This is a genomic window from Mycolicibacterium aurum (assembly GCF_900637195.1).
GTDB classification, from domain to species: domain Bacteria; phylum Actinomycetota; class Actinomycetes; order Mycobacteriales; family Mycobacteriaceae; genus Mycobacterium; species Mycobacterium aurum.
On record NZ_LR134356.1, the window covers coordinates 195084 to 219340 of the forward strand.

Sequence of the window (24257 nt, forward strand, 5' to 3'; positions counted from 1 at the left end):
CAGGGGAGGAGGTGTGCCATGGCAGCGACGCCGGTTCTCTTGTACGACGGCATCTGCGGGTTCTGTAACGGTGCCGTGCAGACGATCCTGCGACTCGACCGCGACGGTGATCTGAGGTTCGCGGCGCTCGACAGCGAGTTCGGCAAGGCGGTGATCACCCGGCATCCCCACCTGGCCGACGTGGACTCGGTGGTCTTCGTCGACGATCCCGGCGGTCCCGCCGAACGCGTCACCGTGATCGGCTGCGGCGCTGCGGGTGGCGAAGTACCTCGGGGGGCCGTGGCGCGCCCTGCTGGCCGCGGGGGCGATCCCGACGCCGGCGCGGGACCGGCTGTACGACGGTCTCGCCCGTGTCCGATACCGCATCTTCGGCACCCACGACACCTGCCCCATCCCGGCGCCGGAGGTGCGGGCTCGCTTCTTGTTCTGAGCGCGCCGTCGAGTACCGTCGTGGCGTGAGCCGAGCCCTCGACATCCCGGTTGCCGGCGGCCCGTACGCGATTGCCCAAGGACCGGACGGTGCCATGTGGGTGACACTGGTCCACAGCGGGGAGATCGCGCGCATCGCGCCGAGCGGCGAACTCGACATCCATCCGGTGCACCCCCTGAGCAAGCCATCCATCATCGTGGCAGCCCCGGACGGCGCCATGTGGTTCACCCGCAACGGTGATGATCGGATCGGCCGCATCGCGGTGGACGGTGCGCAGCGTGAGATCGAATTGCCGCACGGTAGCGCACCTTTCGGACTCTGCGTAGGTCCCGACGACGCACTGTGGTTCACCACGATGACGTCCGGCACCGTGAGTCGGATCGGAGCCGGCGATGACGTGGACGTGGTGGCTGTTCCCCGCGGTGGCCCGGCGATGATCACCGCGGGCCCCGACGACGCGATGTGGTTCACCCTCAACGAGAGCAGCGCCATCGGGCGCGTGGACATGGCAGGCGACATGAGCATCCGGCAGACCCCGACCCCGACGGCGGGGCCCGTCGGCATCACGGCGACACACGATGATGCGGTGTGGTTCACCGAAATTCGGGCAGGCAAGCTCGGCCGCATCCCGATGAACGAGGCGATTCAGGAACTCGAACTGCCGGGCAAGCCCCACGCGGTGGTGGCCGACCGGGCCGACGGCGTCTGGGTCAGCCTGTGGGAAACCGACCAGATCGCACGCGTCAGCGCCGACGGCGAGGTCACGATGATCGACCTTCCCGCGGGCAGCGAGCCGCACGGCCTCACGGTGGCGGCCGACGGCGCGCTGTGGGTCGCCCTCGAAGCGGGCTACGTCTGGCGCCTACCCACCGGCTGAGCGCAGCGGCAGCGGATCAGTTCCAGATATGAACGCGGCGTTCGGGTTCCAGGTAGAGCTCGTCGTCCTGGCTGACCTCGAACGCAGTGTAGAACGCGTCCATGTTGCGTATCACGCCGTTGCAGCGGAACTCCGCCGGCGAATGCGGATCCACTGCGAGGCGTCGGATCGCTTCGGCTTCACGCGATTTCGTGCGCCACACCTGCGCCCAGCCGTAGAAGACCCGCTGCTCGCCGGTCAGCCCGTCGAGCACCGGGGCCTCGTCGTCACCGAGGGACAGGCGATACGCGAGCAGGGCGATGGAGAGCCCGCCGAGATCGCCGATGTTCTCGCCGACGGTGAAGGCGCCGTTGACGTGATGTGAGGGTTCCAGACCGCGCGGCACGAACTCCTCGTACTGCTCGATCAACGCCTTTGTGCGGAGCCCGAATTCGGCACGATCGTCGTCGGTCCACCAGTCCACCAGGTTGCCGTCGCCGTCGTACTTGGCGCCCTGGTCGTCGAAGCCGTGCCCGATCTCGTGCCCGATGACCGCGCCGATACCGCCGTAGTTGGCGGCGTCGTCGGCGTCGGCGTCGAAGAACGGCGGCTGCAGGATCGCGGCCGGGAACACGATCTCGTTCATGCCGGGGTTGTAATAGGCGTTGACGGTCTGAGGCGTCATGAACCACTCGTCGCGGTCCACCGGGCCACCCAGCTTCGCCAGCTCACGGTCGTTTTCGAGCGCATAGCCGTTGCGGTAGTTGCCGTACAGGTCGTCGCGCGCGATCACCAGCGACGAGTAGTCGCGCCACTTGTTCGGATAGCCGATCTTCGGCGTGAACTTGTCGAGCTTGACCAGCGCCTTCTCGCGGGTCTGCGGCGTCATCCAGTCCAGCGTGTTGATGCTGACCCGATAGGCCTCGCGCAGATTCGCGACCAGCTCGTCCATCCGCTCCTTGGCCTGCGGCGGGAAGTGCCTATCCACATACAGCCGGCCCAGCGCCTCGCCCAGCAGGCTCTCGGTCACCGACACGCCGCGCTTCCAGCGCTCCCGGATCTCCTCGGTGCCCGAGAGCTTGCGGCCGTAGAACGAGAAGTCCTCGGCGATCAGCTCGTCGGTGAGCAGAAACGTGCGCGCGTGGATGACCCGCCAGCGCAACCAGTTCTTCCAGTCGTCGAGGCTCTCATCAGCCCACAGGGCGGCCAACGCGGTCAGGAAGTCCGGCTGCCGAACCACCACCTCGGCCGCCTGCTCCGCGCTGGCGCCGAGGGCGGAAATCCACCCCGTCCAGTCGAAGCCCGGTGCCTCGTCGACCACGTCGGCGAACGTACGCAGGTTGTAGGTCAGGTCGGCGTCGCGGCGCTTCACCACATCCCAGTGCGCGGCCGCGATCTTGGTCTCCAGTGCGACCACGGCGGCGGCGGCGTCGGACTGATCACCGCCAAAGACGCGTGCGAACATCGCGGCGATGTGCGCGGGGTAGGCGGCCAGGATCTCGGCATGCTGCTCGTCGCGGAAGTAGGACTCGTCGGGCAGCCCGATCCCGGACTGGCTCAGGTGCAGCAGGTAGCGCTCGGAGTTCTTGGAGTCGGTATCGACGTAGACGCCGACGCCGCCGCCGATGCCGGTGCGCTGCAGCGAACCCATGACCGCGGCCAGTGCGTCACGGGTGTCCGCGGCGTCGATGGTCGCCAGCTCGTCGAGCAGCGGTGTCAGACCCCGCTCGCGCACGGTCTGCTCGTCCATGAAACTGGCGTAGAGGTCGCCGATGCGCTGCTCGTCGGTGCCCGCCGGCGCATTGGACTCAGCGGCCTGGGTGATCAGGTCGCGGATCTGCTCCTCGGCGCGGTCGTACAGCGTGCGGAACGCGCCGTCGGTGGCCCGATCGGCGGGGATCTGGTACTCGCTGAGCCAGCGGCCGTTGACGTGACCGAACAGGTCGTCCTGGGGACGGGCCTGTGCGTCGACGTAGCGCAGGTCGATTCCGGACTTGAGGTTCGCAGTAGCTTCTAGCGTCACCCCACCAGGGTGCCAGAAACGTCCAGGTACCCTCACGCGCATGCCCGACGACGAGCACGAACCCCGGCATGGCGGCGTCTTCAGCACCTACGGCATCGTCTCGGCAGTCCTCGGTGTGGTGGCCGTCGCCGCGGTCGTCCTGGCGGGGGTGATCTGGGCCGGCCACCGCAGCGAGACCGACGAACTGCGATACCGCACCCAGGTGCTGCAGGCCGCCGCCGACTGGACGGGCGTACTGATCAACATGAACAAAGACACCGTCGAGGCCGACCTTGCCACCCTGCACGAGGGCACGGTGGGGCAGTTGAACGCCGACTTCGAGAGCAGCGTGGAGCCCTATCGCAAGCTGGTGCAGACGCTGCAGTCCAGCACGCAGGGACAGATCGATTCGGTGGCCATCGAGACGATCCACCACGACGACCCCGACGCCCCGGCGGCGCCGACGTCGGATCTGTCGGGCTTCGCGTCGCGGACCGACACCGTGTTGGTGGTCGCGACCTCGCTGAGTGAGAACGCGGGCACCGAGACGCCGCAGACGGTGCGCTGGACGCTGCGGCTCGACGTCAGCGACGTCGACGGCAAGCTGCTGGTCTCCCGCCTGGAGCCGATCCGATGAGGAACCGGCTGCGGATACTGGCTTTCGACCTGCTGGCGCCGATCGGTGCGGTGGCGGCGCTGGTGTACGTCGGCGTCGCGCTCGGATGGCCGCTGTGGTGGGTGGCGGCGTGCTCGGTGCTCTGCGTGCTGGTGGTCGAGGGCGTGATCGTCAACTTCGCGCTGGCCCGCCGCGACGCGGTGACCGTCGGCACCGACGACGACGGCCCCGGACTGCGGCTGGCTGTGGTCGGCACAGCGGCCGCCGCGATGGTGGCCGCGGCGGTGGTCGGCTACACGCAGTGGACGCAGCCCGACCGCGCGCTGCGCGCCGACAGCGCGGAGGTAACGGGCATCGCCAGCAGCGTCGCCGAAGCGTCGGCGACGTTCACGCCGCAGAACCCGACGGGATCCATCGATCGCGCCACCAGCATGATGTCACCCGCCAGCGCAGAGCGATTCACCAGCGAATTCGCGGCCGTGGCAAAGGATCTGGGAAGCAGGAATGTCTCGGCGCAGGCCAGCACGGTGTCCGCGGGCCTTGAGGCGATCGGCCCCGACGCGGCGAGCGTGGCCGTGATCCTGCGCGGCACCCAGTCCTCGCCCGGGCAGCGGCCCGATACCGCGGTACTGGCGCTGCGCGTCGCGCTGTCCAAGACCGACGGGCGCTGGTTGGTCGAGGACGTCGCGCCCATCCACTCCCGCTAGTGCCGTCGCGAAAGTGAAGCCAGGGCTGTGAATCCGGGCCGGTCCACGACCCGGAATGATATTTCGCGGAAAGTGGGCCGCGTGCTCAGTCGTTGTGGCGCTGCGAGCGCATCTTGGCGAACCGGTCGGACAGCCGGCCCATCCTGATCATCAGCGAGGCCGCCGGGCTCGTGGTGCCGCGCAGATAGGCGGCGAAATCCTCGGCGGGAACCCCGATGCGGGAGGCGAACTCCTGCTCGCCCAGCCCCGACCGCTCCAGCAGCAGATGCACATGGCGTGCCACCTCGGCGCACTCGTTGGCCACCAGATGCTCGCGGGTGCGGATCAGCACCTCCGACATCGCCCGCGACACCCCGTAGGGCCGGGCCGTCTCGAGGACCTCTTCGACCTGGCGCGCGGTCCTGCCGAACGGATCGCGCTTGATGGCCACGACGATGCGCTGCCAGACCGCCAGGTCGTCGTTCTCCAAGGCTGCCCGGATGGCGGCGGTCGGCCAGAATTCGACCGGCCTGCTGTCCAGCGGAGGGGCCACGGCGCGGTTGCGTGACGACGCCTGCGATGCGTCGCCACGATCGGTGTCGCGGCTGTTCCCCCGAACATCGTGGGTGTCGGACAAGTTCGGGGTCACCTCGTCTCCTCCAGCATGGCCACCGCCACCGACAGACAGCGTTGTCGTACGCCGGCCCATTGAGTCTCACCGTCGGCCCCGGCCGCCGCGATGTCGGGCCCGTCGGACGGGGCAGGTTCGGCCAGTCGGCGCACCAGCTGGGTCGCCATCCAGTGCGTACGTGCCGGTGGACCAGAGTAGTACCGGTCCATGCTCGCCAGCACTTCAGCCGCGGTGTTGCTGTCCATCGAGTCGACCAACTCGGCGAACTCGGTGTAGTCGCGCGTGCTGTTGCGCGCCATGATCAGGAAGCTCTTGAGCCGCAGGGTCTCGGCTCCGGTGGGGATCTGCAGCCGGTCTCCGGTGGGCAACAGCACGTTGGTGGTCTCCATCGGGCTGATCCGCTCGATCGGCGTCTGGTCGGTGCCGGCCGTCTCGGCCGCCATCCGCGCCACCGCCAGCGCGTCGAGCGCCACATCGAGCCGTCCGCGCCACATCGTCACGGGGTGTTTGGGCAGTTTGACCGCCACGGTCTTGCCGTGGGCCCGGTTGCTGACGGCGACGGTGATCCGCTCGTCCCGGCCCGCACGATTGCCCGTCATCTTCAAGCAGGGTTGGCAGCCGCTGAACGCCAGTGGGTCGGCAACCGTGATCAGTTGTGGTGCAAGCGTTTTCAGCTTAGCCGCCGATTTGACCACGGTGCGCAGGTCTGACCCGGACGGAGCCAGCGCCGAGATGTCGTCCGGGATGATCACCAGGTCGCCGATGTCGGCCATCGGCAGCGGCTTCTCGAAGTCCACGGACGGCAGGATGCGGTCGAGCCAGCTGGGCAGCCACCAGTTCCACTCGTCGAACATCGCCATCAGCGCGGGCACCAGGACCAGCCGCACGATCGTGGCGTCCACCGCGATCGCGACGGCGCACGCCACCCCGAGCTGGGCCACCAGCGGCATGCCGGCGAACGCGAACCCGATGAACACCGCGATCATGATCAGCGCGGCGCTGGTGATGGTGCGTGCGCTGGTCGAGACACCGTAGGCCACCGCGTCGCGGGTGTTGCCGGTCTGCAGGAAGCGCTCCCGAATCCGGGTCAGCAGGAAGATCTCGTAGTCCATCGACAACCCGAAGGTCAGCGCCAGGACCAGCGGAGGGATGGTGCTGTCCAGCGATTCGATCTGCTTGAAGCCCAGATCGGACAGCCAGCCCCACTGGAACACCACCACCAGAGAGCCATAGGCGGCCGCCACGGAGAGCACCGTCATCAGGACGCCCTTGAACGCCAGGAACACCGACCGGATCGAGATCAGCAGCATCACGAACGCGATCAGCGCCACGAACAGGAACACCAGCGGCTGGGTGTGCGCGACGCGGTCGTCGAAGTCCTTGATCAGCGCGGTCGGGCCGCCGACGTCCACGCGGGCCATCTCACCGGCGACGGGTGGCAGCTGCTCCCGCATCCAGTCGATGGTGTCGCGGGCACCCATGTCCTCCGGGTCCACCGAGAGCACCGCCGACAGCAGCGCACTGCGGTAATCGGTACCGAACACCGGCGGCGACACCGACACCGTGTTCGGGGCCTGCGACATCGTCTGCCGCAGCGATTCCAGTAGCGGCTCTTTCGCGGGCGCGGATGCGGCGTTGCCGTCGGGGAATGTGACGAGAACCCGGATCGGGCCGAGGGAGCCCGGGCCGAGGGCCTCGGCGGCGGCGTTGACCCCGCCCCGGATCTCGTGCGTCGGCTCGAACTGGCGCTGCATGCTGTTGCCCAGCAGCATCGAGAACGCCGGCGCGGCGAAGGTCAGCAGCACCGCGGCGGCCGCCAGCGCCGACAGCCACGGCCTGCGCATGACCCAGCCCGTCCAGCGGCTCCAGAACTTGGACTGCGTGGCCTCAACGCCGCGACCCCAGTGCAGGTACGACGACCGCTTGGCGGCCCTGCGGCCGAACGTCGCCAGCACCGCCGGCGTCAGTGTCGTGGAGGTGAGCACCGCCACCGCGACCGCCAGGATGGCGCCGGTCGCCATCGACTGCAGCACCGGGGTGTTGATCAGGTAGATGCCCGTCACCGATGCGATCACCGTCAGACCCGACAGCACCACCGCCAGGCCGGACGTGGCCATCGCGGCGTCGGCGGCGTCCTCGGGTTCTCGGCCGGCGCGCAGCTCCTCCCGGAACCGCATCAGGATGAACAGGGAGTAGTCGATCGCCACCGCGATGCCGAACATCGACACCGTCGACGTCACGAACACCGACATCGTGGTGTACATCGACAGCAGGAACACCAGACCCATGGTCACGACGACCGTGCAGATGCCCAGCAGCAGCGGCATCGCGGCCGCAGCCAGCGAGCCGAACACCGCCAGCAGGATGAGCAGGACGATGGGGAAGTTCCACTTCTCGGCCTGGGCGATGTCGTGCTTGGTGGCCTCGGTCGCCGCGGCGCCCAGCGCGCCCTGACCGATGACGTAGAGACGGACCTTGCCGTTCTCCATCTCGCCCGGTTCTTCGCCATCGACCCCGACCTTCTCGCGCAACTGCTTGGCGATGTCGACGGCGCCGGTGTTCTCGAAGTCCAGCTGCAAGGTGATGACGTACGGGCGGTCGGGCTGCGGCGGCGGCTGACCGGGGGTGGGGACGACGGTGACACTCGGCACCTCGGCCGCGAGGCTCTCCAGATACGCGACGGCCGCGTTCATGTCCTCGAACGACGCGTCAGGACGGGGCGCGGCCACCAGCGCCAACGGAGAGGCGCCCTGGTCGGGGAATTGGTCTTCGAGCTGATGCTGCACGTACAGGGACTGCGATCCCTTGACTTCGAATCCACCGCCGGTGAGGTGGTTCGATTGATTGAGCGCCAGATATACCGCCGGCACCAGAAGTAACAGCCAGACTGCGAAAACCGCCCAGCGGAACCTGCGCAGGTTGCTGCTCACGCGCAACATGAACTGCTGGATGGGAACTCCCCACTTTCTCCCCGGCTATTCGTAGCGGAAGCGTACAGCAGCTATCTGTTTGTCGGCCGTCCCCGGCAGCGCTGTTAGAAATGCCTCATGCAGCTCTAATGGCCGCTTATCCCGAGCGCTGGAGTGGCCAGGCCGGACGGGGCGATGGCAGTATGTGGATTGGTAAGTACCGGGTCGGGGATCCTTTGCTAATGATCGCAGCGAGTTTGCGAAGCGCGTGCGTCGTTAGCGAACTGTTAGGAGTTCGTCATGAATTCGCTGTGGGGATCGACCTCGTCCAATTCCCGGCCCGGCGCACATGGGACGCGCCAGGGCAAAGTCCGTGCGGTAGCGGCGCGGGCCCTCGTTCTCGCCGGCGCCGGTTTCCTCGCCGTGCTCGGACTGTCGGGGCACGCGGCGCCGTCGGCGACCGCTGCCCCCGATCCGTGCGCGGCCAGCCAGGTGGCCAAGACGGTGGCGATGGTGGCCACCCATACCGGTAACTATCTGGAAGCCAACCCGCGGGCGAACCAGGCCATCACCGCGATCTCGCAACAGCAGGGCGGCCCGCAGTCCGTCGCTGCGCTCAAGACCTATTTCGACGCCAACCCGGTGGTCGCCGGCGACCTGCAGCGACTGCAGCAGCCGCTGGTCGCCCTGTCGGCCACGTGCAAGCTGCCCGTGACGCTGCCCCAGCTGTTCGGACTGATGCAGGCCGCGCAGCAGAGCCAGGTGGTACCGACGTCCCAGAACGCCGCCGTCGCCACCGGGACCGCAGGCCCGCTGCCTGCGCCGGGCGCCGCGGGCACTCGCTGAGCGCGGCCTCCACCGTCACCGTCTGCGGACTTTCTCACGATTGGTTAATCGCTAGGCAAGAAAGTGGGCGGTCGGTCTGCTTAGCTTTCTAGGATGGTCCTGACCGGCCGCCGCAAGGCGCGGTCTGTCTACCTCTGAAGAAGGAGCCTTCATGGTGTTCTCGGCCCCCATCGTCCGCCGCGCGGTAGCGGGCGCGCTGGGCGCGGGCGCGGTGACCGGAGCTGCGCTGTTCGGCGTGCTCGGTGCCCTGCCCGCCGCCTCGGCGCAGCCCGCCCCTCCTCCGCCGCCGAACTGCACGTCGGCCGACTTCTCGGGCGTCGCCTCCGGCGTCTCGGCCGCGTCGTCGGCCTACCTCTTCACCCACCCCGACGTGAACGCGTTCTTCACCGGTCTGCACGGTGCGCCGCGCGCTCAGCTCGAAGCCGAGATCGCCGAGTACTTCGCCAACCACCCGCAGGTGCAGGCCGAACTGACCGGGATCCGGGCTCCGCTCAACGACATCAAGCATCGCTGCGGCTTCACGCCCGATGACCCCGACGGACCGAACTTCTAATCACACCGATGCGAGACAGGGTGGATGCTCCTCCCGCTCGTGAGGGGGAGCTGTCCATCCAGGACGGTGCGGGTCGGACGGTATTGATGGTCGACGACGACCCGGATGTCAGGACGTCGGTGGCGCGGGGTCTGCGCCATTCGGGGTTCGACGTCCGGGTCGCGGCGACGGGTAAAGAGGCGTTGCGGCTGCTGTCCAGCGAATCGCACGATGCGCTGGTGCTCGACGTCCAGATGCCCGAGCTCGACGGCGTGGCGGTGGTGACCGCCCTGCGCGCGCTCGGAAACGACATACCGATCTGCGTGCTGTCCGCGCGCGACACCGTCAACGACCGGATCGCCGGGCTCGAAGCGGGCGCCGACGACTACCTGACCAAGCCTTTCGATCTCGGCGAGTTGGTCGCCCGCCTGCATGCGCTGCTGCGCCGCGCCCACCATTCCGATCCGACATCGGACACGATGAACGTCGGGTCGTTGACCATCGACACCGCGCGGCGGCTGGTGTTCGTCGCCGGTGAACGTGTCGAGCTGACCAAGCGGGAGTTCGACCTGCTGGCCGCCCTCGCCGAGAACGCCGGTGTGGTGCTCAGCAGGCAGCGCCTGCTGGAACTGGTGTGGGGCTACGACTTCGACGTCGACACCAACGTCGCCGACGTGTTCGTCTCCTACCTGCGCCGGAAGCTGGAGCGCGACGGCCTGCCTCGCGTGATCCACACGGTGCGCGGCATCGGGTACGTGCTGCGCGAAGAGCCGTGACACGTCTGAAGCTGCCCAGGTTTCTCAGGTCGGCCTCGCTGCGCACGCGCGTGGCGATCGCGGCCGCCGCTGCCGCCGCGGCCGTCGTCGCGGCGTTCACCATCCTCACGTCGGTGGTCTTGGCCAACAACGATGAGGCACAACTCGATCGGCGTCTGGACGCGATAGTCGACGCCAGCATGTTCCCCGACGAGCTCACCGATCCGCGGCGTGGCGTCCTGCAGACGGGACGGTCCCGGTCGTCCGGCCAGGTGGTGTTCCAGCGCGGCTTCCAGCTCCCGGCTCTGCCGCCGGGGACCAACACCGTCACGGTCAACGGAGTCGAGTACCGCGTACGGACGATTCCGGTCGAAGAGGACCGCGGAGTGCTGATGTCGATCGGCATCCGAGCCGACAGCATCCTGTTGAGCGCCGCCAGGATTCCGCTCTATATCGGCGTCGGGGTCGGCACGGTCCTGCTCGCCGGCGTCCTGGGCTGGTTGCTGGCCGGGCCGGCGATCCGACCGCTGCGCAAGCTGACCGAGCACACCAAACAGCTGGGTCAGGGAACCGAGCAGATTCCGGTGGTGCACGGGGTGCGTGAGGCCGAGGATCTGTCCGAGGCGATGGGCGCGATGCTGGACCGCCTGACCGCGGCGCAGCGTGCCACCACCAACTCGCTGCAGGCTGCTCAGGACTTCGCCGCCAACGCCGCCCATGAGCTGCGCACACCACTCACGGCGATGCGCGCCGATCTCGACACCCTGCGTATCCACAACCTGCCCGAGGAGGAACGCGAGGAAGTGGTTGCCGATCTGTCGCGCGCGCAGCGCCGCGTGGAGGGCATCATCACCGCGCTCGGCCAGCTCGCCTCGGGTGAGTTGGCGCAGGCCGAGGACCGCGACGTGATCGACGTGACCGACATGCTCGACCGGGTGGCGCGCGAGAACATGCGCGTGCGGCGCGACGTGCAGATCGACATCGAAGTGGCCGACGACCTCGGCACCGTGATGGGCTGGCCCAGCGGGCTGCGGCTGGCGGTGGACAACCTGGTGCGCAATGCGGTCACCCATGGCGGCGCCACCCGCATCGTGCTCGCCGCGCACCGCACCGACATCGGGGTGACCATCGTCGTCGACGACAACGGACGGGGGCTGCCCGTCGAGGAACACCAGACGGTGCTCGGCCGCTTCTCCCGCGGCAGCAATGCCGTCCCGGGCGGCTCAGGCCTCGGGCTGGCGCTGGTGGCTCAGCAGGCGACGTTGCACGGTGGAGCGATCGCGCTCACCGACAGTCCGCTCGGTGGCCTGCGGGCCACCCTGACTGTGTCGTCATCACCTGCGACACAACATGATTCGGACTCATGATCGCCGGGTTGCACGCCGCGTGACCAGCGTGGCCGCACCTCGCCAACCGAGCAGTAGCACCGCGGTGACGATCGAGGCCACCACGATGAAGCTGGTTGCGGTGCCCTGCGCGGTGGCTTTGCGGATCAGCATGGCGACCACGACCGTGCATGCCCACACCACGAGCCCGGTGGGCGCGAGCGACACCGGACTGCGCCAGCCCCTGGCCAGCAGCCAGCCCGTACCGGCCCCGGTGAGGAACGGCCATGCTGTCTCTGCGATGCCGGCGAGCGTCAGCCCCTCGGCGTGACTGCGCCGCCCGATCGCGCAAAAGACCAGGATGCACACCACGTCCGCGGCCAGGGCCTTGGCGACGGCGGCCGGGGGAGTCGCGTCAGCGGTCGGCATAGGTCATCACATCGTCAACAAGAGGGCTGGTGTCCTTTTCGTCGCGCGGCGCGAATCCGGGTACGAGGGCGGCCGGCTCACCGTTGAGCAGGCCGTCGAGGTCGCCCGTGACCCGCGAGTCCAGCCGGTAGGACGAGAACACGAACGGGAGACCGTCTGAGCGGAGCGGGTCCGGAGTGCTCATGACGTGGAAGTGTAGGTGCGGTGCATCGGTGTTGCCGCTGTTGCCCAGCGCTCCGATCACCTGGCCGGTGCTGAGTCGGTCGCCTGGTTTGACCTTGACCGAACCGGTCTGCATGTGGGCGTAGAAGGCGTAGTTGCCGCCACCGAGGTCCTGGACGACGTGATTGCCGCCGTACTGCTCCAGGGTGAGGCCGGTGGGCGCCGTGCCGGGAACCTGCTCGGGCAGGCCGTCCAGGACCGAGACGACCGGACCGTCGCCGACGGCGAGGATGTCGGTGCCGAAGTAGGGGTAGCTGCCGACATCGGACTTCTCACCCGTGAAAACCCTTCCGTCAGGGCCTAATTGGACATAGTCGATGGCGAAGCGTTCCGCCGCCCAGACCTCCCCGTTGATGGGGTTGAGCGCCATCCGGTGTGCAGTCATGTCGCAGCAGCTGTCGCCGTTGAGCCAGTTGGGTCCCGGTAGCGGCGGAGAGATCACCACCGGCTCACGGGTCTGGACGGTCACGGGCGCGATGTCCTCGGTCATGGTGCCGGGAAACAGGGGGAGGATGGGCCGCGGCACGGTGATCCCGACGGTGTGGCTGAGTTGCTCGGGTACTGCCTGGTCGGGGGCGAGCGCCACATCGAGCCAGACGTAGGCGCTCTGTGCCGGGCCCAGTGTTGTTGTCGGCGTGGATGAACCGATGATCCGAGTCCAGTACGCCAGCCGGTCGGCGGGCAGGCTGAGCAGGGTTTCACCGCCGGCGCGGACGTCGACGGAGGTGAGCGTGACGTCCTGGTCGAGGGTGTTCGTCAGCTGGAGTTCGTAGGCGAGGTGGACCTTGCCGTCGGACGCGGGCACCGGGACCGCGCCGCGAGCACGCGTCCCAGCACCGGGGTGGCCACTGTCTGCCCGGGAGGTGAAGGTGATGCGGGTGCCGCGGCGGGCGGCGGAGCGGCCGAGGATGTCGCGGCCGGAACGGTGTCCGGACCCGGCGAGGAGCAGGCCGTGAGAACAAGGACCGCGGCCAGCGGGGCGGCCACGGTGAGCGCACGAGACGTCATGTCGCTAGGCGCCTTTTATCACGGGTCCGGCTTGTCCGGCTGGGTGACGGGGTTCTCGTCCGGCGGGTGGAAGGCTTCGGGATCGGGACTGAACTGCGCCGGTGCCTGCTCGTCGGACGGACTCGAGTTGGGCGCGGTGGGCGCGGAGTCGGGATCGATGTCCTTCTCGGTGCGGAACATGAAGAAGAACACCACCCAGCCGATCGCGGAGATGAAGATCCAGCTGACGAGGCGGTAGATCAACATCGCCGAGATCGCCGACGCCAGCGACATCCCACTCGACACCAGACCGGGTACCAGCACCGCTTCCACGACCAGCAGCCCGCCGGGCATCAGCGGGATGGACCCGACGGCGCGCGCGGCCGCGTACGCCACGGTGACGCCGGCCAGCGACGGGTGACCGCCGGTCGCGTAGCAGGCGAACAGCAGACATCCGACATCGGCGACCCAGTTGAACAGCGACCAGCTGAATGCCTCCCCGAGGTCGCGACGACCCAGCTGCACCGATTCCAGCTGGCGCAGGGTCTCGCGCCACCTCGCCAGGCCGGTGTCGGTGGGCTTGCCGCGCACCGAGTTCACCCACGACAGCACCCGCACACCGATGCCCTCGATCAGCTCTGGCCTGGTGGCCACCGCCTGCGCCAGCAGCACGATGGCCACGAAGCCGCCGAGGGAGAAGATCAGCGAGAGGGGGTTCTTGCTCGCCCCGAGCAGGAACGCTCCGGCGAGGCCCAACAGCGCCAGACCGATGATCTGCAGCACGCCCGACATGACCAGCTGCCAGGACGCCACGACGGGAGAAGCGCCCCACATCCGCTGCTGGCGGTAGATGAAGGTCGCCGACAGCACCGGGCCGCCCGGCATGGTCGTCGACAGCGCGTTCCCGGCGTAGAAGGCCGCCTCCGAACGCCATTGCCGCACAGTCACTCCGGCGGAGCGCAGCAGGGTGCGCTGGATCTGGGCGAAGCTGTGCATCGATGCCATCGCGGCGACGATCGCTGCCAGCACCCACCACCAGTTCGCCGAGTACAGGCTCTTCCACGCCTTCGCGAGCTGATCGCGCACCAGCACGAACTCCACGGCCAGCACGATGACGGCGAGAGCGATCAGCGCCCAGCGCAGCCACCAGTACTTGCCGCGGGTGGGGCGCTCCTGGCCGGCGGGTCCGGCCTGAGTGTCGCTCGCAGGCGCGTCGTGTGACACGCCCTACAGGGTAAGCCGTGAACCAGCGGAAACCGCAGATCCGAGGCGCGGGCGGGGGAGGCCGTTACGCTACCGGAATGTCAGCCCGCCCATCTCTGGACCCATACGCCGATGAGTCGGTAACGCCGCTGGTCCGGAAGGCGGCGGCCTGGTCATGGCGCCTTCTGCTGATCTTCACCGTGATCGTCGTGGTGCTGTGGATCATCCTGCAGCTGGAGATCCTCGTCGTCCCGGTTGCGCTGGCGACGATCCTCGCTGCGCTGTTGCTGCCGGTGGTCGACTTCCTGCACCGGCGTGGCGCACCGCGCGGCGGCGCGGTGGCACTGGTGCTGCTGTCGGGGATCGCGCTGTTCGGCGGGCTGCTCGCCTTCGTGGTGACCCAGTTCATCGACGGCGCCCCTGCCCTCGTCGGCCAGGTGACCACCAGCATCGAGGGCGTCGGGACGTGGCTGACCGAAGGCCCGCTGCACGTCAGTTCGCAGCAGATCAACCAGTTCCGGGATGCCGCGATCGAGGCGTTGCGCAGCAATCAGGAGAAGCTGACCAGCGGGGCGCTGTCCACCGCGGGCACGGTGACCGAGATCGTCACCGGTGCGCTGCTGGTGCTGTTCACGCTGATCTTCCTGCTGCAGGGCGGACGCAACATCTTCTCGTTCGTCACCCAGATCTTTCCCTCGCACGTGCGGGGCCGGGTTCGCGACGCCGGGCGGGCGGGTTTCCGCTCGCTGATCGGCTACGTCCGCGCGACGTTCCTGGTGGCGGCCGTCGACGCCATCGGCATCGGTGTGGGACTCGCGATCATGGGGATACCGCTGGCGCTGCCGCTGGCGTCCCTGGTGTTCATGGGGGCCTTCGTCCCGCTGATCGGCGCCGTGCTGACCGGAATGCTGGCCGTCATCGTGGCGCTGATCGCCAAGGGATGGATCTATGCGCTGATCACGCTGGCCCTGATCGTCGCGGTGCAACAGCTCGAGGGACACGTGCTGCAGCCACTGGTCATGGGCCGCGCGGTCGCGATCCATCCGTTGGCGATCGTGCTGGCGATCGCCGGCGGCGCCGTGCTGGCCGGCATCGTCGGGGCGCTGCTGGCCGTCCCCGCGCTCGCCTTCCTCAACAGCGCCATCCGGGTGCTCAATGCCGACGACCCCGCCGCCGAGGAGGCGGCGATGGACGCCGAGGACGAGGGTGTGGTGCACGCCGAACCCGACGACATCGAACCCAAGGGCGGTTGAGCGTCAGACGATGCGGATGAGCTTCTTGTTCACGAACTCGTCGATGCCGAAGCGTCCGAGTTCGCGACCGAAACCGGAGCGCTTGACGCCGCCGAACGGCAGCTCGGCCCCCTCGGCACCCACGGCGTTCACGAACACCATGCCCGCCTCGATCTTGTCGGCGACCCGCTTGGCCTGCTGGGGGTCGGTGGTGAACACGTAAGACCCCAGGCCGAACGGGGTGTCGTTGGCGAGTTCGACGGCCTCCTCCTCGGAGCTCACCTTGTAGACGGTGGCCACCGGGCCGAAGAGCTCCTCCTTGTAGGAGGCCGAATCGGGTGAGACGTTGGTCAGCACACCGGGCGGGAAGAACGCACCGTTGCGCTCGCCCTCGGACACCAGCGTCGCACCGTCGGCCACGGCCCTGTCGACCTGCTCGGCCAGCCGCTCGGCCGCAGCGACCGACGACAGCGGAGCCAGGCCCTCGGCCTTCTCCTTGACCTTCGCGGTGAACTTCTCCAGGAACTCGTCGTACACACTGTCGGCGACGATGAAGCGCTTGGCGGCGTTGCACGCCTGGCCCGTGTTCTCGAAGCGCCCGTCGACCGCCGCTCCGACAGTCGCATCCAGGTCATCGGAGGACAACAGGATGAACGGATCCGATCCGCCGAGCTCCAGCACAACCTTCTTCAAGTTGCGCCCGGCGATCTCGGCGACGGCTGCGCCCGCCCGCTCGGAGCCGGTCAGCGACACCCCCTGCACGCGAGGGTCGGCGATGGCGTCGGCGATCTGCTCGTTGGTGGCGTACACGTTGACGTAGGCACCCTCGGGGTAGCCGGCGTCGAGGAAGATCTGCTGCAGGGCAGCTGCCGATTCCGGGCACTGCGGCGCGTGTTTGAGCACGATGGTGTTGCCCAGCACCAGGTTCGGTCCGGCGAACCGGGCCACCTGGTAGTACGGGTAGTTCCACGGCATGATGCCGAGCAACACCCCGACGGGGCTGCGGCGGATGAGCGCGCTACCTTCGCCGTCGAGCAGGTCGATCGGCTCGTCGGCGAGGAACTTCTCGGCATTGTCGGCGTAGAACTCGTAGATCGCGGCACTGAACTCGACCTCGCCGACGGACTGATCCAACGGCTTGCCCATCTCGCGCTGAATGATCTTCGCGAGTTCGTCCTTGCGCTCCTCGTGCAGCGCGGCGACCTTGCGGATCAGCTCGGCCCGCTGCGCCACCGTCGTGGTCTTCGACCACTCCTTGAACGCCTTGGCCGCCGAGGCCAGCGCCGCCTCGATCTGCTCGTCGGTCGCCGTCAGGTACTCCTGCACCACATCACCGGTCGCCGGATCCACCACCGCGTACATGGACTTGCTCATGTTGTCAGCTCCTCGTCGTGTCCAAGACGAACCTATCGAAGGCGATGCCCTCGAGCGCGGCTTCGTCGATACCGATTTCCCGGCGCGACCCGATCCGTCAGAGCCTGCCCTCGCGCCGCAGCAGATCCTGAGCGCTGAGCCCGTGTCCGCCACGTCGCGGCGTCTCGTCGTCGGGCCGGGTGTTGAGCTTCTCCGTCGCGGTGTCGGCATCGGACTGCTTCGCCGCCGGGATCGCGCGGGTCGGTGCCGACGAATCGTCACTGTCCCGCGGAGCCGGGATGGCCGTCGTTGCGTCGCCGGCCTCTGCGCCGGTGTCGGGCATCGCGTGAGTCGGCTCGGCAGACGGACGTGGCGGCTCGGCCGGACCGGCACCGGACGGGCCCGTTCCGCGCAGGTCACCCAGCCACGACTCGATCTCGCGTTCCTCGCGCGGCGGCGGGGGCGTGTTCTTGTCGGCCGTGGTATCGGCAGGCCGCGCTCCGCGCTGGGCCGCGGCAGTTGCGCTGCTGACAGCGTTGCGCACCGCGTTCTTCGCGATCGACAGCTTGGTGGTCTGCGGCTCGTCGGCCGACGCGGGCGGGCCGGCGGGCGGCGGGGGAGGCGGGGCCACGGGTGGCCGCGCCGGCGCGCTGGGGAGGCGGGTGGTCCCCGCCGCCGACGGCGCACCGGTGCGCGGAGGCGCACCCACGCCCGGCGGGCGGCCGGGGGCCGGATGAGTGGGGTCGTGCGGCGGGAGCGTGCGCGCCGCTGCCATCACCGGCGGTCCGCCGGCGCCGACCAGGGCCTCGGCCGGGGCGGGGTTCTCCCGCACCAGCGGACGCTTGCGTTCGTCGGGCAGCTCGGTCTCGCCGAGACCCAGCTTCTCCTGGATCCGTTTCATCCAGCGCGGAGCCCACCAGCAGTCGTCTCCGAGCAGCTTCATGATCGCGGGCACCAGGAACATCCGGATGATCGTCGCGTCCAGCAGCAGGGCGATGAGCAGACCGAATGCCAGGTACTTCATCATCACCAGGTCGGAGAACACGAACGCACCCGCGACGACGGCAAGGACGAGCGCGGCGCCGGTGATCAGACGACCCGTCGTCGCGGTACCGATGCGGATGGCCTCGGTGGTCGACATGCCGCGTTCCCGGGCCTCCACCATGCGGGAGACCAGGAACACCTCGTAGTCGGTCGACAGACCCCAGATCACCGCGATGATCAACCCGATCATCGGAGCCATCAGCGGCTGTGGGGTGTAGTTCATCAGCCCGGATCCGTGCCCGTCGACGAACATCCACGTCAGGATGCCCAGCGTCGAGCCCAGGGTCAGCGCGCTCATCAGTGCCGCCTTGATCGGCAGCACGATGGAGCCGAACGCCAGGAACATCAGCACCGTCGTGGTGATGATCAGGACCAGCACCATCAGGGGCAGCCTGTCGAAGAGGCTGTGGATGCTGTCCTGTTCCAGCGCCGGGGTGCCGCCGACGGAGATCTCCAGCCCCCGGGGCGGCTGGACGGATCGCAGCTCCTCGATCTTCTGGGCGGCGTCGTTGCGATTGACCAGACCGTTCTGGAGGGTGCGGACCGACGGGTCTTCCGACCCACCTTCCTGCACCGAACGTTCCTGCCACATCTTCGACGGGTCGTTGTCGGGATCGGTGAACCCGCTGATGGTCAACGCCTTCGCGCGGACCTCGGCCAACTGCTGGTCGGTGACCGGCTGCCCGTCCTCGCGCTCGATCACCATCGTCAGCGGTTCGGTGCGGAAGCCAGGGAAGCTGCGGTCGAAGTCCTCCTGCGCGACGCGCACGGAGTTGTCCGGTGGCAGGTACTTCTCGCTGATGCCGCCGAGCGCGAGCTGCCCGAGCGGGATGACCAGCAGGATCATCACGATGAGGATGGGTGCGGCGAAGGCGATCGGCCGCTTCATCACGACGTTGACCAGCCGGCCCCAGAAACCCTTCTCCACCTCGGCGCGGGTCTTGGTCTTCTGCGTCTTCTCGGCCAGCCATTCCAGCCACAGCCGCATCGGCTTCCAGTTCCGCAGGAACGGGACCCGCAGCAGCGTCCGCACGCCGAGCGCGTCGACGTTGCGGCCGAGGATCGCGAACGCCGCGGGCAGCACGGTGACCGACAGGATCGCGGCGAGCATGACCGAGGCGATGATCGCGTAGGTGATCGACTTCAGGAAGCCCTGCGGGAACAACAGCAGCGGCGCCGACGACGCGACCAGGATGACGGCGGAGAACATGACCGTCCGGCCCGACGTCATCACCGTGCGGCGAACAGCCGCCTCGGTGTCGTAGCCCTCGGCGATCTCCTCCCGGAACCGGCTCACCATGAACAAGCCGTAGTCGATGGCGATACCGAGACCCATCAGCGTGACTACCGGCTGGGCGAAGAAGTGCACCGGCATGAACTCGGCGAATATCCGCATGATGCCCAGCGCGCCAGCGATCGTCAGACCGCCGATGATCGCGGGCAGGGCGGCGGCGATGACACCGCCGAAGACGAAGAACAGCACCACCGCGACCAGCGGGATGGCGGCCACCTCGGCCCGCTTCTGGTCCTCACCGATGGTGCCGGTGAGCTCGCTGGCCAGCGGTTGCAGCCCGGCCAGCTGGATGTCGCCGTCGTTGATCTGCCGCAGGTCCGGTTCGACGGCCTGGTAGTTCTTCAGGATCTCGTCGTCGTTGTCGCCCTTGAGCGGGATGCTGATGAAGGTCTTGGAATCGTCTTCGGTCTTCATCTGCTGCACGGTCTCGGCCGTGCTGTCCGGGGCGCGGAGCCAGCCGACCCAGCTGACGATCTGATCGGGGTGGTCGGCCACGACGTCGTTCAGTTCGCCGGTGACCTTCTCCATCCAGGCCGGATCGGTGACTTTCTCACCGTCGGGCGGCGTGAGGATCGCCACCACGTGACTGGTCCGGTCGCGTCCGTACACCTCGTCGGAGACCAGCGATGCATGGACCGACTGACTGCCCTCGTCGTAAAACCCGCTCTGCGTGACGTGCTGTCCCAGGCTGATGCCGTAGACGCCGCCGCCCAGGCACAGTGCGACCATGACACCGATAACTATGTATCGGTACTGGTACACCGTTCGACCCCACCAGGCGAACACGTTCAGCTCCTATCGGTCACCAACAACTCTGACTATCCCTGCCATCCGCGCGCACCGGACCCCAGGCCTTTAATTTTCTATACTCGCGAGGTCAGCAGCGACGACAGCGGCCGGAACGGCTGCAGCCACGCGCCCTGCTCGGGTAGCGAATCGAGTCCGATCCGCGGTAGTGGCTCCCGGAAGACACCAGGGATGTCCTCCAGGTCAACGAACTCCAAGGTATCCGACGCTAACGCCCAACTGGCATGTTCGCGAAATCCGAGTACCTGGACCTCGACGCCGTCTCTGGCGATGTCCTCCAATGGCAGTTTGAACGCCTGGCCGTCGGCCGAGGCCACGATGAGACCGGCCAGCCCCTGGCTTTGCCGGAAGGCGATGTGGGCGAGCATGTCGCTGTCGACGTCACTGTCGTCGTCCACCTTGGGTTTGGCGAACACCGCGAAGCCCACGTTACGCAACGCTTCCACCCAGGGGCGGACGACGTCGGCGCTGCCGGGGGCGATGTTGGTGAACACCGTGGCCTCGGGTTCCAGCGCCACCGACTGCCCACGGCCGGCGTATTCGGCCGACAGGTCAGCGGTACGGGTGAGCAGCCACCGGCCCAGCGCGTCGAACCGTGGCCGGTGGGCGGCCGTCGGGCGGCCGCCGAGGATCGACCCCAGGCCCATGTCCAGGTTGGGCGCATCCCACACCAGAAGTACGCGAGCACCGGGCGAGGTGTCGGCGCCGAGGGCGGACGGGGTGACGATCTCGGGGTCCACGCCGGTCAGGCTCATGGCGCCTTCTCCCACAGCAATTCGGCGACGTCCGTGCCCGCGAGGGCCTTCTTCTCGTACTTCGTCACCGGCCGGGCAGTGGAGATCGGCGGGCGCACCGGGGTGTTTGCGGCGTCTGCGGTGTCTGTGTCGTCCCCGTCGACACGGACCCGACGCAGGCGGGGCTCGGCGTCGCCGACCTCCGCGATGTGCCCGGCGTATTCCTGGTGATCGGTTGCCACGTGCAGCACGCCACCCGGGCGGAGGCGGTCGGCGATCAGGGCCATGGTCTCGGTCTGCAGCAGGCGGCGCTTGTGGTGCCGGGCCTTCGGCCATGGATCGGGGAAGAACACCCGCACCCCGGTCAGTGCGCCGGGCCCGAACATGTGGGTGAGGACGTCGACGCCGTCGCCGCGGAGCAGCCGGATGTTGGTGGCCGGGCTGGTCTCGGAGGCCCGGTCGATCGCGCTCAGCAGCTGCGCGAGCCCGCGCCGGTAGACCTCGACGGCGACGACGTCGATGTCCGGTTCGGCCTGCGCCATCGCCAGCGTGGACGTGCCGGTGCCGCACCCGATCTCCAGCACGACAGGTGCGTGCCTGCCGAACCACGCGTCGGTGTCGAGCAGACCCGCGGGATCGTCGCCGGTGCGGACCTGTTTACCCAGCTCAGGCCACAAGCGGTCCCAGGTGGCCTGCTGGCCGTCGGAGATCGTCGAGCGGCGGGCACGAAAGCTCGTGACGCGGCGACCGAAGTGGGGGTGCGGGGTGTCATCTCGGGTGTCATCGGACTCCGGCGCCACGGTGGTGGCCACGTCGGAGTCCGGTGAATGCATCCGTCCATCGTCGCCTATCAAGCGCGTGCTCCCCGCATCGTGGTGCAGATTGATACCCAACAGTTGCCTTCTCCTGGTACAGGCAGGTACCCGCGACGGGGCGCGGTCAAAATTGGTGTCCGCCGCCCCCTGCGACCGGTGTCACGATTCTGGTCAGGGCGCCGATCTCGACACCGCCCGGCACCCCGGGGGGTACACCATCATGTCGACCTTCGCCGACGTCCTTGAGCGCTTCGCCGCCCACACACCGAACCCGCTCCTCGCCGCCGTGGACGCCCGGATGCGGGCACCGCTGTCGGTGGCGGTGCGGGGCAGGCGCGGCGTGGGCAGGCACGCGGTGGCCCGGGCGCTGGCCGCGTCCGGGATGGACGTCGACGTCGACGCGACCCGAGCCGACCTGCAGGTGGTGGTCGTCGCCGAAGTCGCCACACCCGAAGACCGGCAGTGGTTGAGCGCGGACGTGCCCACGGTGGTCGTGCTCAACAAGGCCGACCTCTCCGGCCGCGTGCCCGGGGGAGCGTTGGCGTCGGCTGCGCGCATCGCGGCCGGGATCGCCGCGAACGTCGCGCATCCTGTCGTGCCGATGATCGCCCATCTGGCCACGGTGCAGCTCGACGACGAGATGGTGGCCGCGTTGCGCACGTTGGCCGACAACCCCGCTGACATGACGTCGGTGGACGCGTTCGTCGGCACGGACCACCCGCTGCCCGCGCCGGTGCGGCACCGGATGCTCGCCCTGCTCGATCGCTTCGGGGTGGCCCACGCCGTCCTCGGCATCTGCTCCGGTGCCGACCCCGCGGCCGTCGCCCGGACCCTTCGCGAGCTGAGCCAGACGGAACGGGTGGTGGAACGCCTCAACCGCGCGGCGCCGGAGGCCAGGTACCGCAGGGTGTGCGCGGCGGTGGACACGCTGCACCGACTGTCCGTCGAGACGCGAGACGAGACGGTGGCGGAGTTCCTGGCCTGCGACGAGGTCGTTGTCGCGGTGATGGCGGCGGCGGTCGACCTGTGGGAGGCCTCGGGGCTGCGCGTGGACGCCGCCGACGACGCGCAGGCCCACGTGCACCGGGCCGTGCAGTGGCGCGGCTTCGCGGACGGGCCGCTGAACGCACTGCATCGGCGTTGCGCCGCCGACATCTCGCGGGGCTCGCTTCGCCTGCTGGGACGAGTGCGGTGACCGGGACCTGCGGCGCGACGCCGGACGCCGGACGGGTCGTGCTCGTGACCGGGCCACCGCGCGCGGGGGTCACCGCGATGGTCACCGAACTTCGCCGCCGGATGCCGTCGCACCGCTTCGCCGAGTCCGCCGACACTGCCGTCGAAGGGCCCGACGCTGCGGTGTTCGTTGTGTCCGCCGTCGCGCCGATGACCGAATCTGATTGTGCCTCCGCAGATCTGGTGGCCGAGACAACCGACGCGGTGATCGCGGTGGTGTCCAAGATCGACGACCATCGCGACTGGCACCGGGTGCTGGCCGCCGACCGTGAGCTGCTGGGCGGACATGGTGCGCGGCTGCGGCGTGTGCCGTGGGTAGGTGCGGCGCCCGCCCCGCGGTTGGGTGAGCCGCACGTCGACGAGCTGGTCGACCTGCTGGACGCGCAGCTTCGCGATCCGACGCTCGACGAGCGAAACAGGTTGCGTGCCGCAGAATCTCACATCTGTCGGCTCCGCGCCGGGCGGGAACGCCTGGTGCTCCGGCGGCGCCTCGCCGCCCCGGAGCGCGCGGCGTCGTCACGAGCGACGGTCCAGCAGGCCAGGCTGGCGCTGACGCACGCGGCCCGTCGGCGGTGCGCCTCGCTGCGCACGGAGCTTCTCGACGCTGCGGCCGCGGCGCGCAGGCCCGAGATCGCGTCCTTCCCCGAGCAGGTGCGCAGGCGCTGCGCCGAGGTGTCGGCCGCCGTGGAGGCGGACCTCGCCGCACACACCGCGGAGGCGGCCGAGGTCGTCGCGGTGCCCCCGATCGGTGCCGCGGATCCGCCGCTGAATTCGCGGCGGCTGGAGACCCAGCTGATGACGGTGCTGGGGGCCGGCTTCGGGTTGGGGGTGGCGCTGGTGGTGACCCGCGTGCTGGCCGGTGTGGCGCCGGGGCTCTCGGTGGCGGCACTGGCCGTCGGCGCCGTCGTCGGGTTGGCGACCACGGGGTGGGTGGTGCGGGCTCGTGCGCTGCTGCACGACCGCGCGGTCCTGCAGGCATGGGTGGGCGACATGGTCGTTGCCGTCCGGGCCGCCGCGGAGGAACGGGTGGCGACCGGGATGCTCACCGTCGAGGCGGCGACGGTGGCCGCGAACGCCGCCGCCGGAGCCGCCGAGGACGCAGCGATCGGGGCCCAGATCGCCGCGCTGGACGCCGAGATCCGCGCGCTCGCACACCCACGTCAGGGACGGATTGGACCCCGCTGACTTGTTACCCGTCGGTAGACCACCCGGTGACGGCTATCTGAATCGTTCCTGTGAGTGAATGGACATACTCCTGAATTCCCCCGGGTATGTCACGGGCGTTAACCTCAATACACAGTGACGGCCGCGGCTGC

19 protein-coding genes and 2 pseudogenes are annotated in these 24257 nt (G+C 68.8%); 11 read left to right on the plus strand and 10 right to left on the minus strand.

Annotation, left to right across the window (positions count from 1 at the left end):
* Window positions 1-18: 18 nt before the first annotated feature.
* Both EL337_RS01005 and EL337_RS01010 read left to right on the plus strand, forming a co-directional pair.
* Window positions 19-430: pseudogene (locus EL337_RS01005) on the plus strand (thiol-disulfide oxidoreductase DCC family protein).
* A gap of 25 nt (window positions 431-455) precedes the next feature.
* Window positions 456-1307 (plus strand): Vgb family protein, encoded by an 852-nt coding sequence (locus EL337_RS01010; RefSeq protein ID WP_048635480.1) that lies wholly within the window; start codon window positions 456-458, stop codon window positions 1305-1307.
* A gap of 16 nt (window positions 1308-1323) precedes the next feature.
* Here EL337_RS01010 and EL337_RS01015 read toward each other — a convergent pair whose 3' ends face one another.
* On the minus strand, window positions 1324-3309 hold the full coding sequence (locus EL337_RS01015; protein ID WP_048635479.1) for a M13 family metallopeptidase: 1986 nt from the start codon (window positions 3307-3309) through the stop codon (window positions 1324-1326).
* Window positions 3310-3349: 40 nt separating this feature from the next.
* On the opposite strand from EL337_RS01015, the gene EL337_RS01020 reads away from it, so the two are divergent.
* Together EL337_RS01020 and EL337_RS01025 are read left to right on the plus strand one after the other, a co-directional pair.
* Window positions 3350-3925 carry an Rv1363c family protein gene (locus EL337_RS01020; protein ID WP_048635478.1) on the plus strand — a complete coding sequence of 192 codons (576 nt, stop codon included), beginning with the start codon at window positions 3350-3352 and terminating at the stop codon, window positions 3923-3925.
* Complete coding sequence (locus EL337_RS01025) at window positions 3922-4611, plus strand: hypothetical protein (protein WP_048635477.1); 690 nt, start codon at window positions 3922-3924, stop codon at window positions 4609-4611. Before EL337_RS01020 ends, EL337_RS01025 begins: the two co-directional genes overlap by 4 nt.
* A gap of 85 nt (window positions 4612-4696) precedes the next feature.
* Here EL337_RS01025 and EL337_RS01030 read toward each other — a convergent pair whose 3' ends face one another.
* A complete protein-coding gene (locus EL337_RS01030) occupies window positions 4697-5239 on the minus strand; it encodes a transcriptional regulator (protein WP_083443306.1) in 543 nt (180 codons plus the stop codon).
* The gene (locus tag EL337_RS01035) at window positions 5236-8160 is read right to left on the minus strand and encodes an MMPL family transporter (protein WP_048635476.1); all 2925 of its coding nucleotides are present in this window, start codon (window positions 8158-8160) and stop codon (window positions 5236-5238) included. Before EL337_RS01035 ends, EL337_RS01030 begins: the two co-directional genes overlap by 4 nt.
* Window positions 8161-8430: 270 nt before the next feature.
* On the opposite strand from EL337_RS01035, the gene EL337_RS01040 reads away from it, so the two are divergent.
* From EL337_RS01040 to EL337_RS01055, 4 genes are all read left to right on the plus strand, one after another.
* A complete protein-coding gene (locus tag EL337_RS01040; protein WP_083443305.1) occupies window positions 8431-8976 on the plus strand; it encodes a hemophore in 546 nt (181 codons plus the stop codon).
* 151 nt (window positions 8977-9127) lie between these two features.
* Entirely contained in the window at window positions 9128-9529 is a 402-nt protein-coding gene (locus tag EL337_RS01045; RefSeq protein WP_048635475.1) for a heme-binding protein, read from the plus strand.
* 8 nt (window positions 9530-9537) lie between these two features.
* A complete protein-coding gene (locus EL337_RS01050; protein WP_048635474.1) occupies window positions 9538-10284 on the plus strand; it encodes a response regulator transcription factor in 747 nt (248 codons plus the stop codon).
* Window positions 10285-10289: 5 nt separating this feature from the next.
* A complete protein-coding gene (locus EL337_RS01055; RefSeq protein WP_197724239.1) occupies window positions 10290-11630 on the plus strand; it encodes a HAMP domain-containing sensor histidine kinase in 1341 nt (446 codons plus the stop codon).
* Here the strand turns inward: EL337_RS01055 and EL337_RS01060 are convergent.
* From EL337_RS01060 to EL337_RS01070, 3 genes and pseudogenes are all read right to left on the minus strand, one after another.
* Window positions 11625-12017 (minus strand): DUF3054 domain-containing protein, encoded by a 393-nt coding sequence (locus tag EL337_RS01060; RefSeq protein WP_048635472.1) that lies wholly within the window; start codon window positions 12015-12017, stop codon window positions 11625-11627. The genes EL337_RS01055 and EL337_RS01060 overlap by 6 nt on opposite strands.
* Window positions 12004-13247: pseudogene (locus tag EL337_RS01065) on the minus strand (M23 family metallopeptidase). The gene EL337_RS01060 and the pseudogene EL337_RS01065 overlap by 14 nt, the downstream one beginning before the upstream one ends.
* A gap of 18 nt (window positions 13248-13265) precedes the next feature.
* Complete coding sequence (locus tag EL337_RS01070) at window positions 13266-14450, minus strand: lysylphosphatidylglycerol synthase transmembrane domain-containing protein (protein ID WP_048635471.1); 1185 nt, start codon at window positions 14448-14450, stop codon at window positions 13266-13268.
* Between the two features lie 77 nt (window positions 14451-14527).
* Between EL337_RS01070 and EL337_RS01075 the strand changes: the two genes are divergently transcribed.
* The gene (locus tag EL337_RS01075) at window positions 14528-15682 is read left to right on the plus strand and encodes an AI-2E family transporter (protein ID WP_048635470.1); all 1155 of its coding nucleotides are present in this window, start codon (window positions 14528-14530) and stop codon (window positions 15680-15682) included.
* Window positions 15683-15685: 3 nt separating this feature from the next.
* Here the strand turns inward: EL337_RS01075 and EL337_RS01080 are convergent, their stop codons facing one another.
* From EL337_RS01080 to trmB, 4 genes are all read right to left on the minus strand, one after another.
* Window positions 15686-17035, minus strand: a complete 1350-nt coding sequence (locus EL337_RS01080) for an NAD-dependent succinate-semialdehyde dehydrogenase (RefSeq protein ID WP_048635469.1) — start codon at window positions 17033-17035, stop codon at window positions 15686-15688.
* A 97-nt stretch (window positions 17036-17132) separates the two neighbouring features.
* Window positions 17133-20138, minus strand: a complete 3006-nt coding sequence (locus EL337_RS01085) for a trehalose monomycolate exporter MmpL3 (protein WP_126316470.1) — start codon at window positions 20136-20138, stop codon at window positions 17133-17135.
* Between the two features lie 77 nt (window positions 20139-20215).
* Window positions 20216-20914, minus strand: coding sequence for an NYN domain-containing protein (locus tag EL337_RS01090; RefSeq protein ID WP_048632604.1), 699 nt, complete (start codon window positions 20912-20914; stop codon window positions 20216-20218).
* A complete protein-coding gene (gene trmB, locus EL337_RS01095) occupies window positions 20911-21744 on the minus strand; it encodes a tRNA (guanosine(46)-N7)-methyltransferase TrmB (RefSeq protein WP_048632647.1) in 834 nt (277 codons plus the stop codon). The genes EL337_RS01090 and trmB overlap by 4 nt, the downstream gene beginning before the upstream one ends.
* 184 nt (window positions 21745-21928) lie before the next feature.
* On the opposite strand from trmB, the gene EL337_RS01100 reads away from it, so the two are divergent.
* Complete coding sequence (locus EL337_RS01100; protein WP_048632603.1) at window positions 21929-22903, plus strand: hypothetical protein; 975 nt, start codon at window positions 21929-21931, stop codon at window positions 22901-22903.
* Complete coding sequence (locus EL337_RS01105) at window positions 22900-24126, plus strand: hypothetical protein (protein WP_232786799.1); 1227 nt, start codon at window positions 22900-22902, stop codon at window positions 24124-24126. Before EL337_RS01100 ends, EL337_RS01105 begins: the two co-directional genes overlap by 4 nt.
* The last annotated feature ends 131 nt before the right edge of the window (window positions 24127-24257 follow it).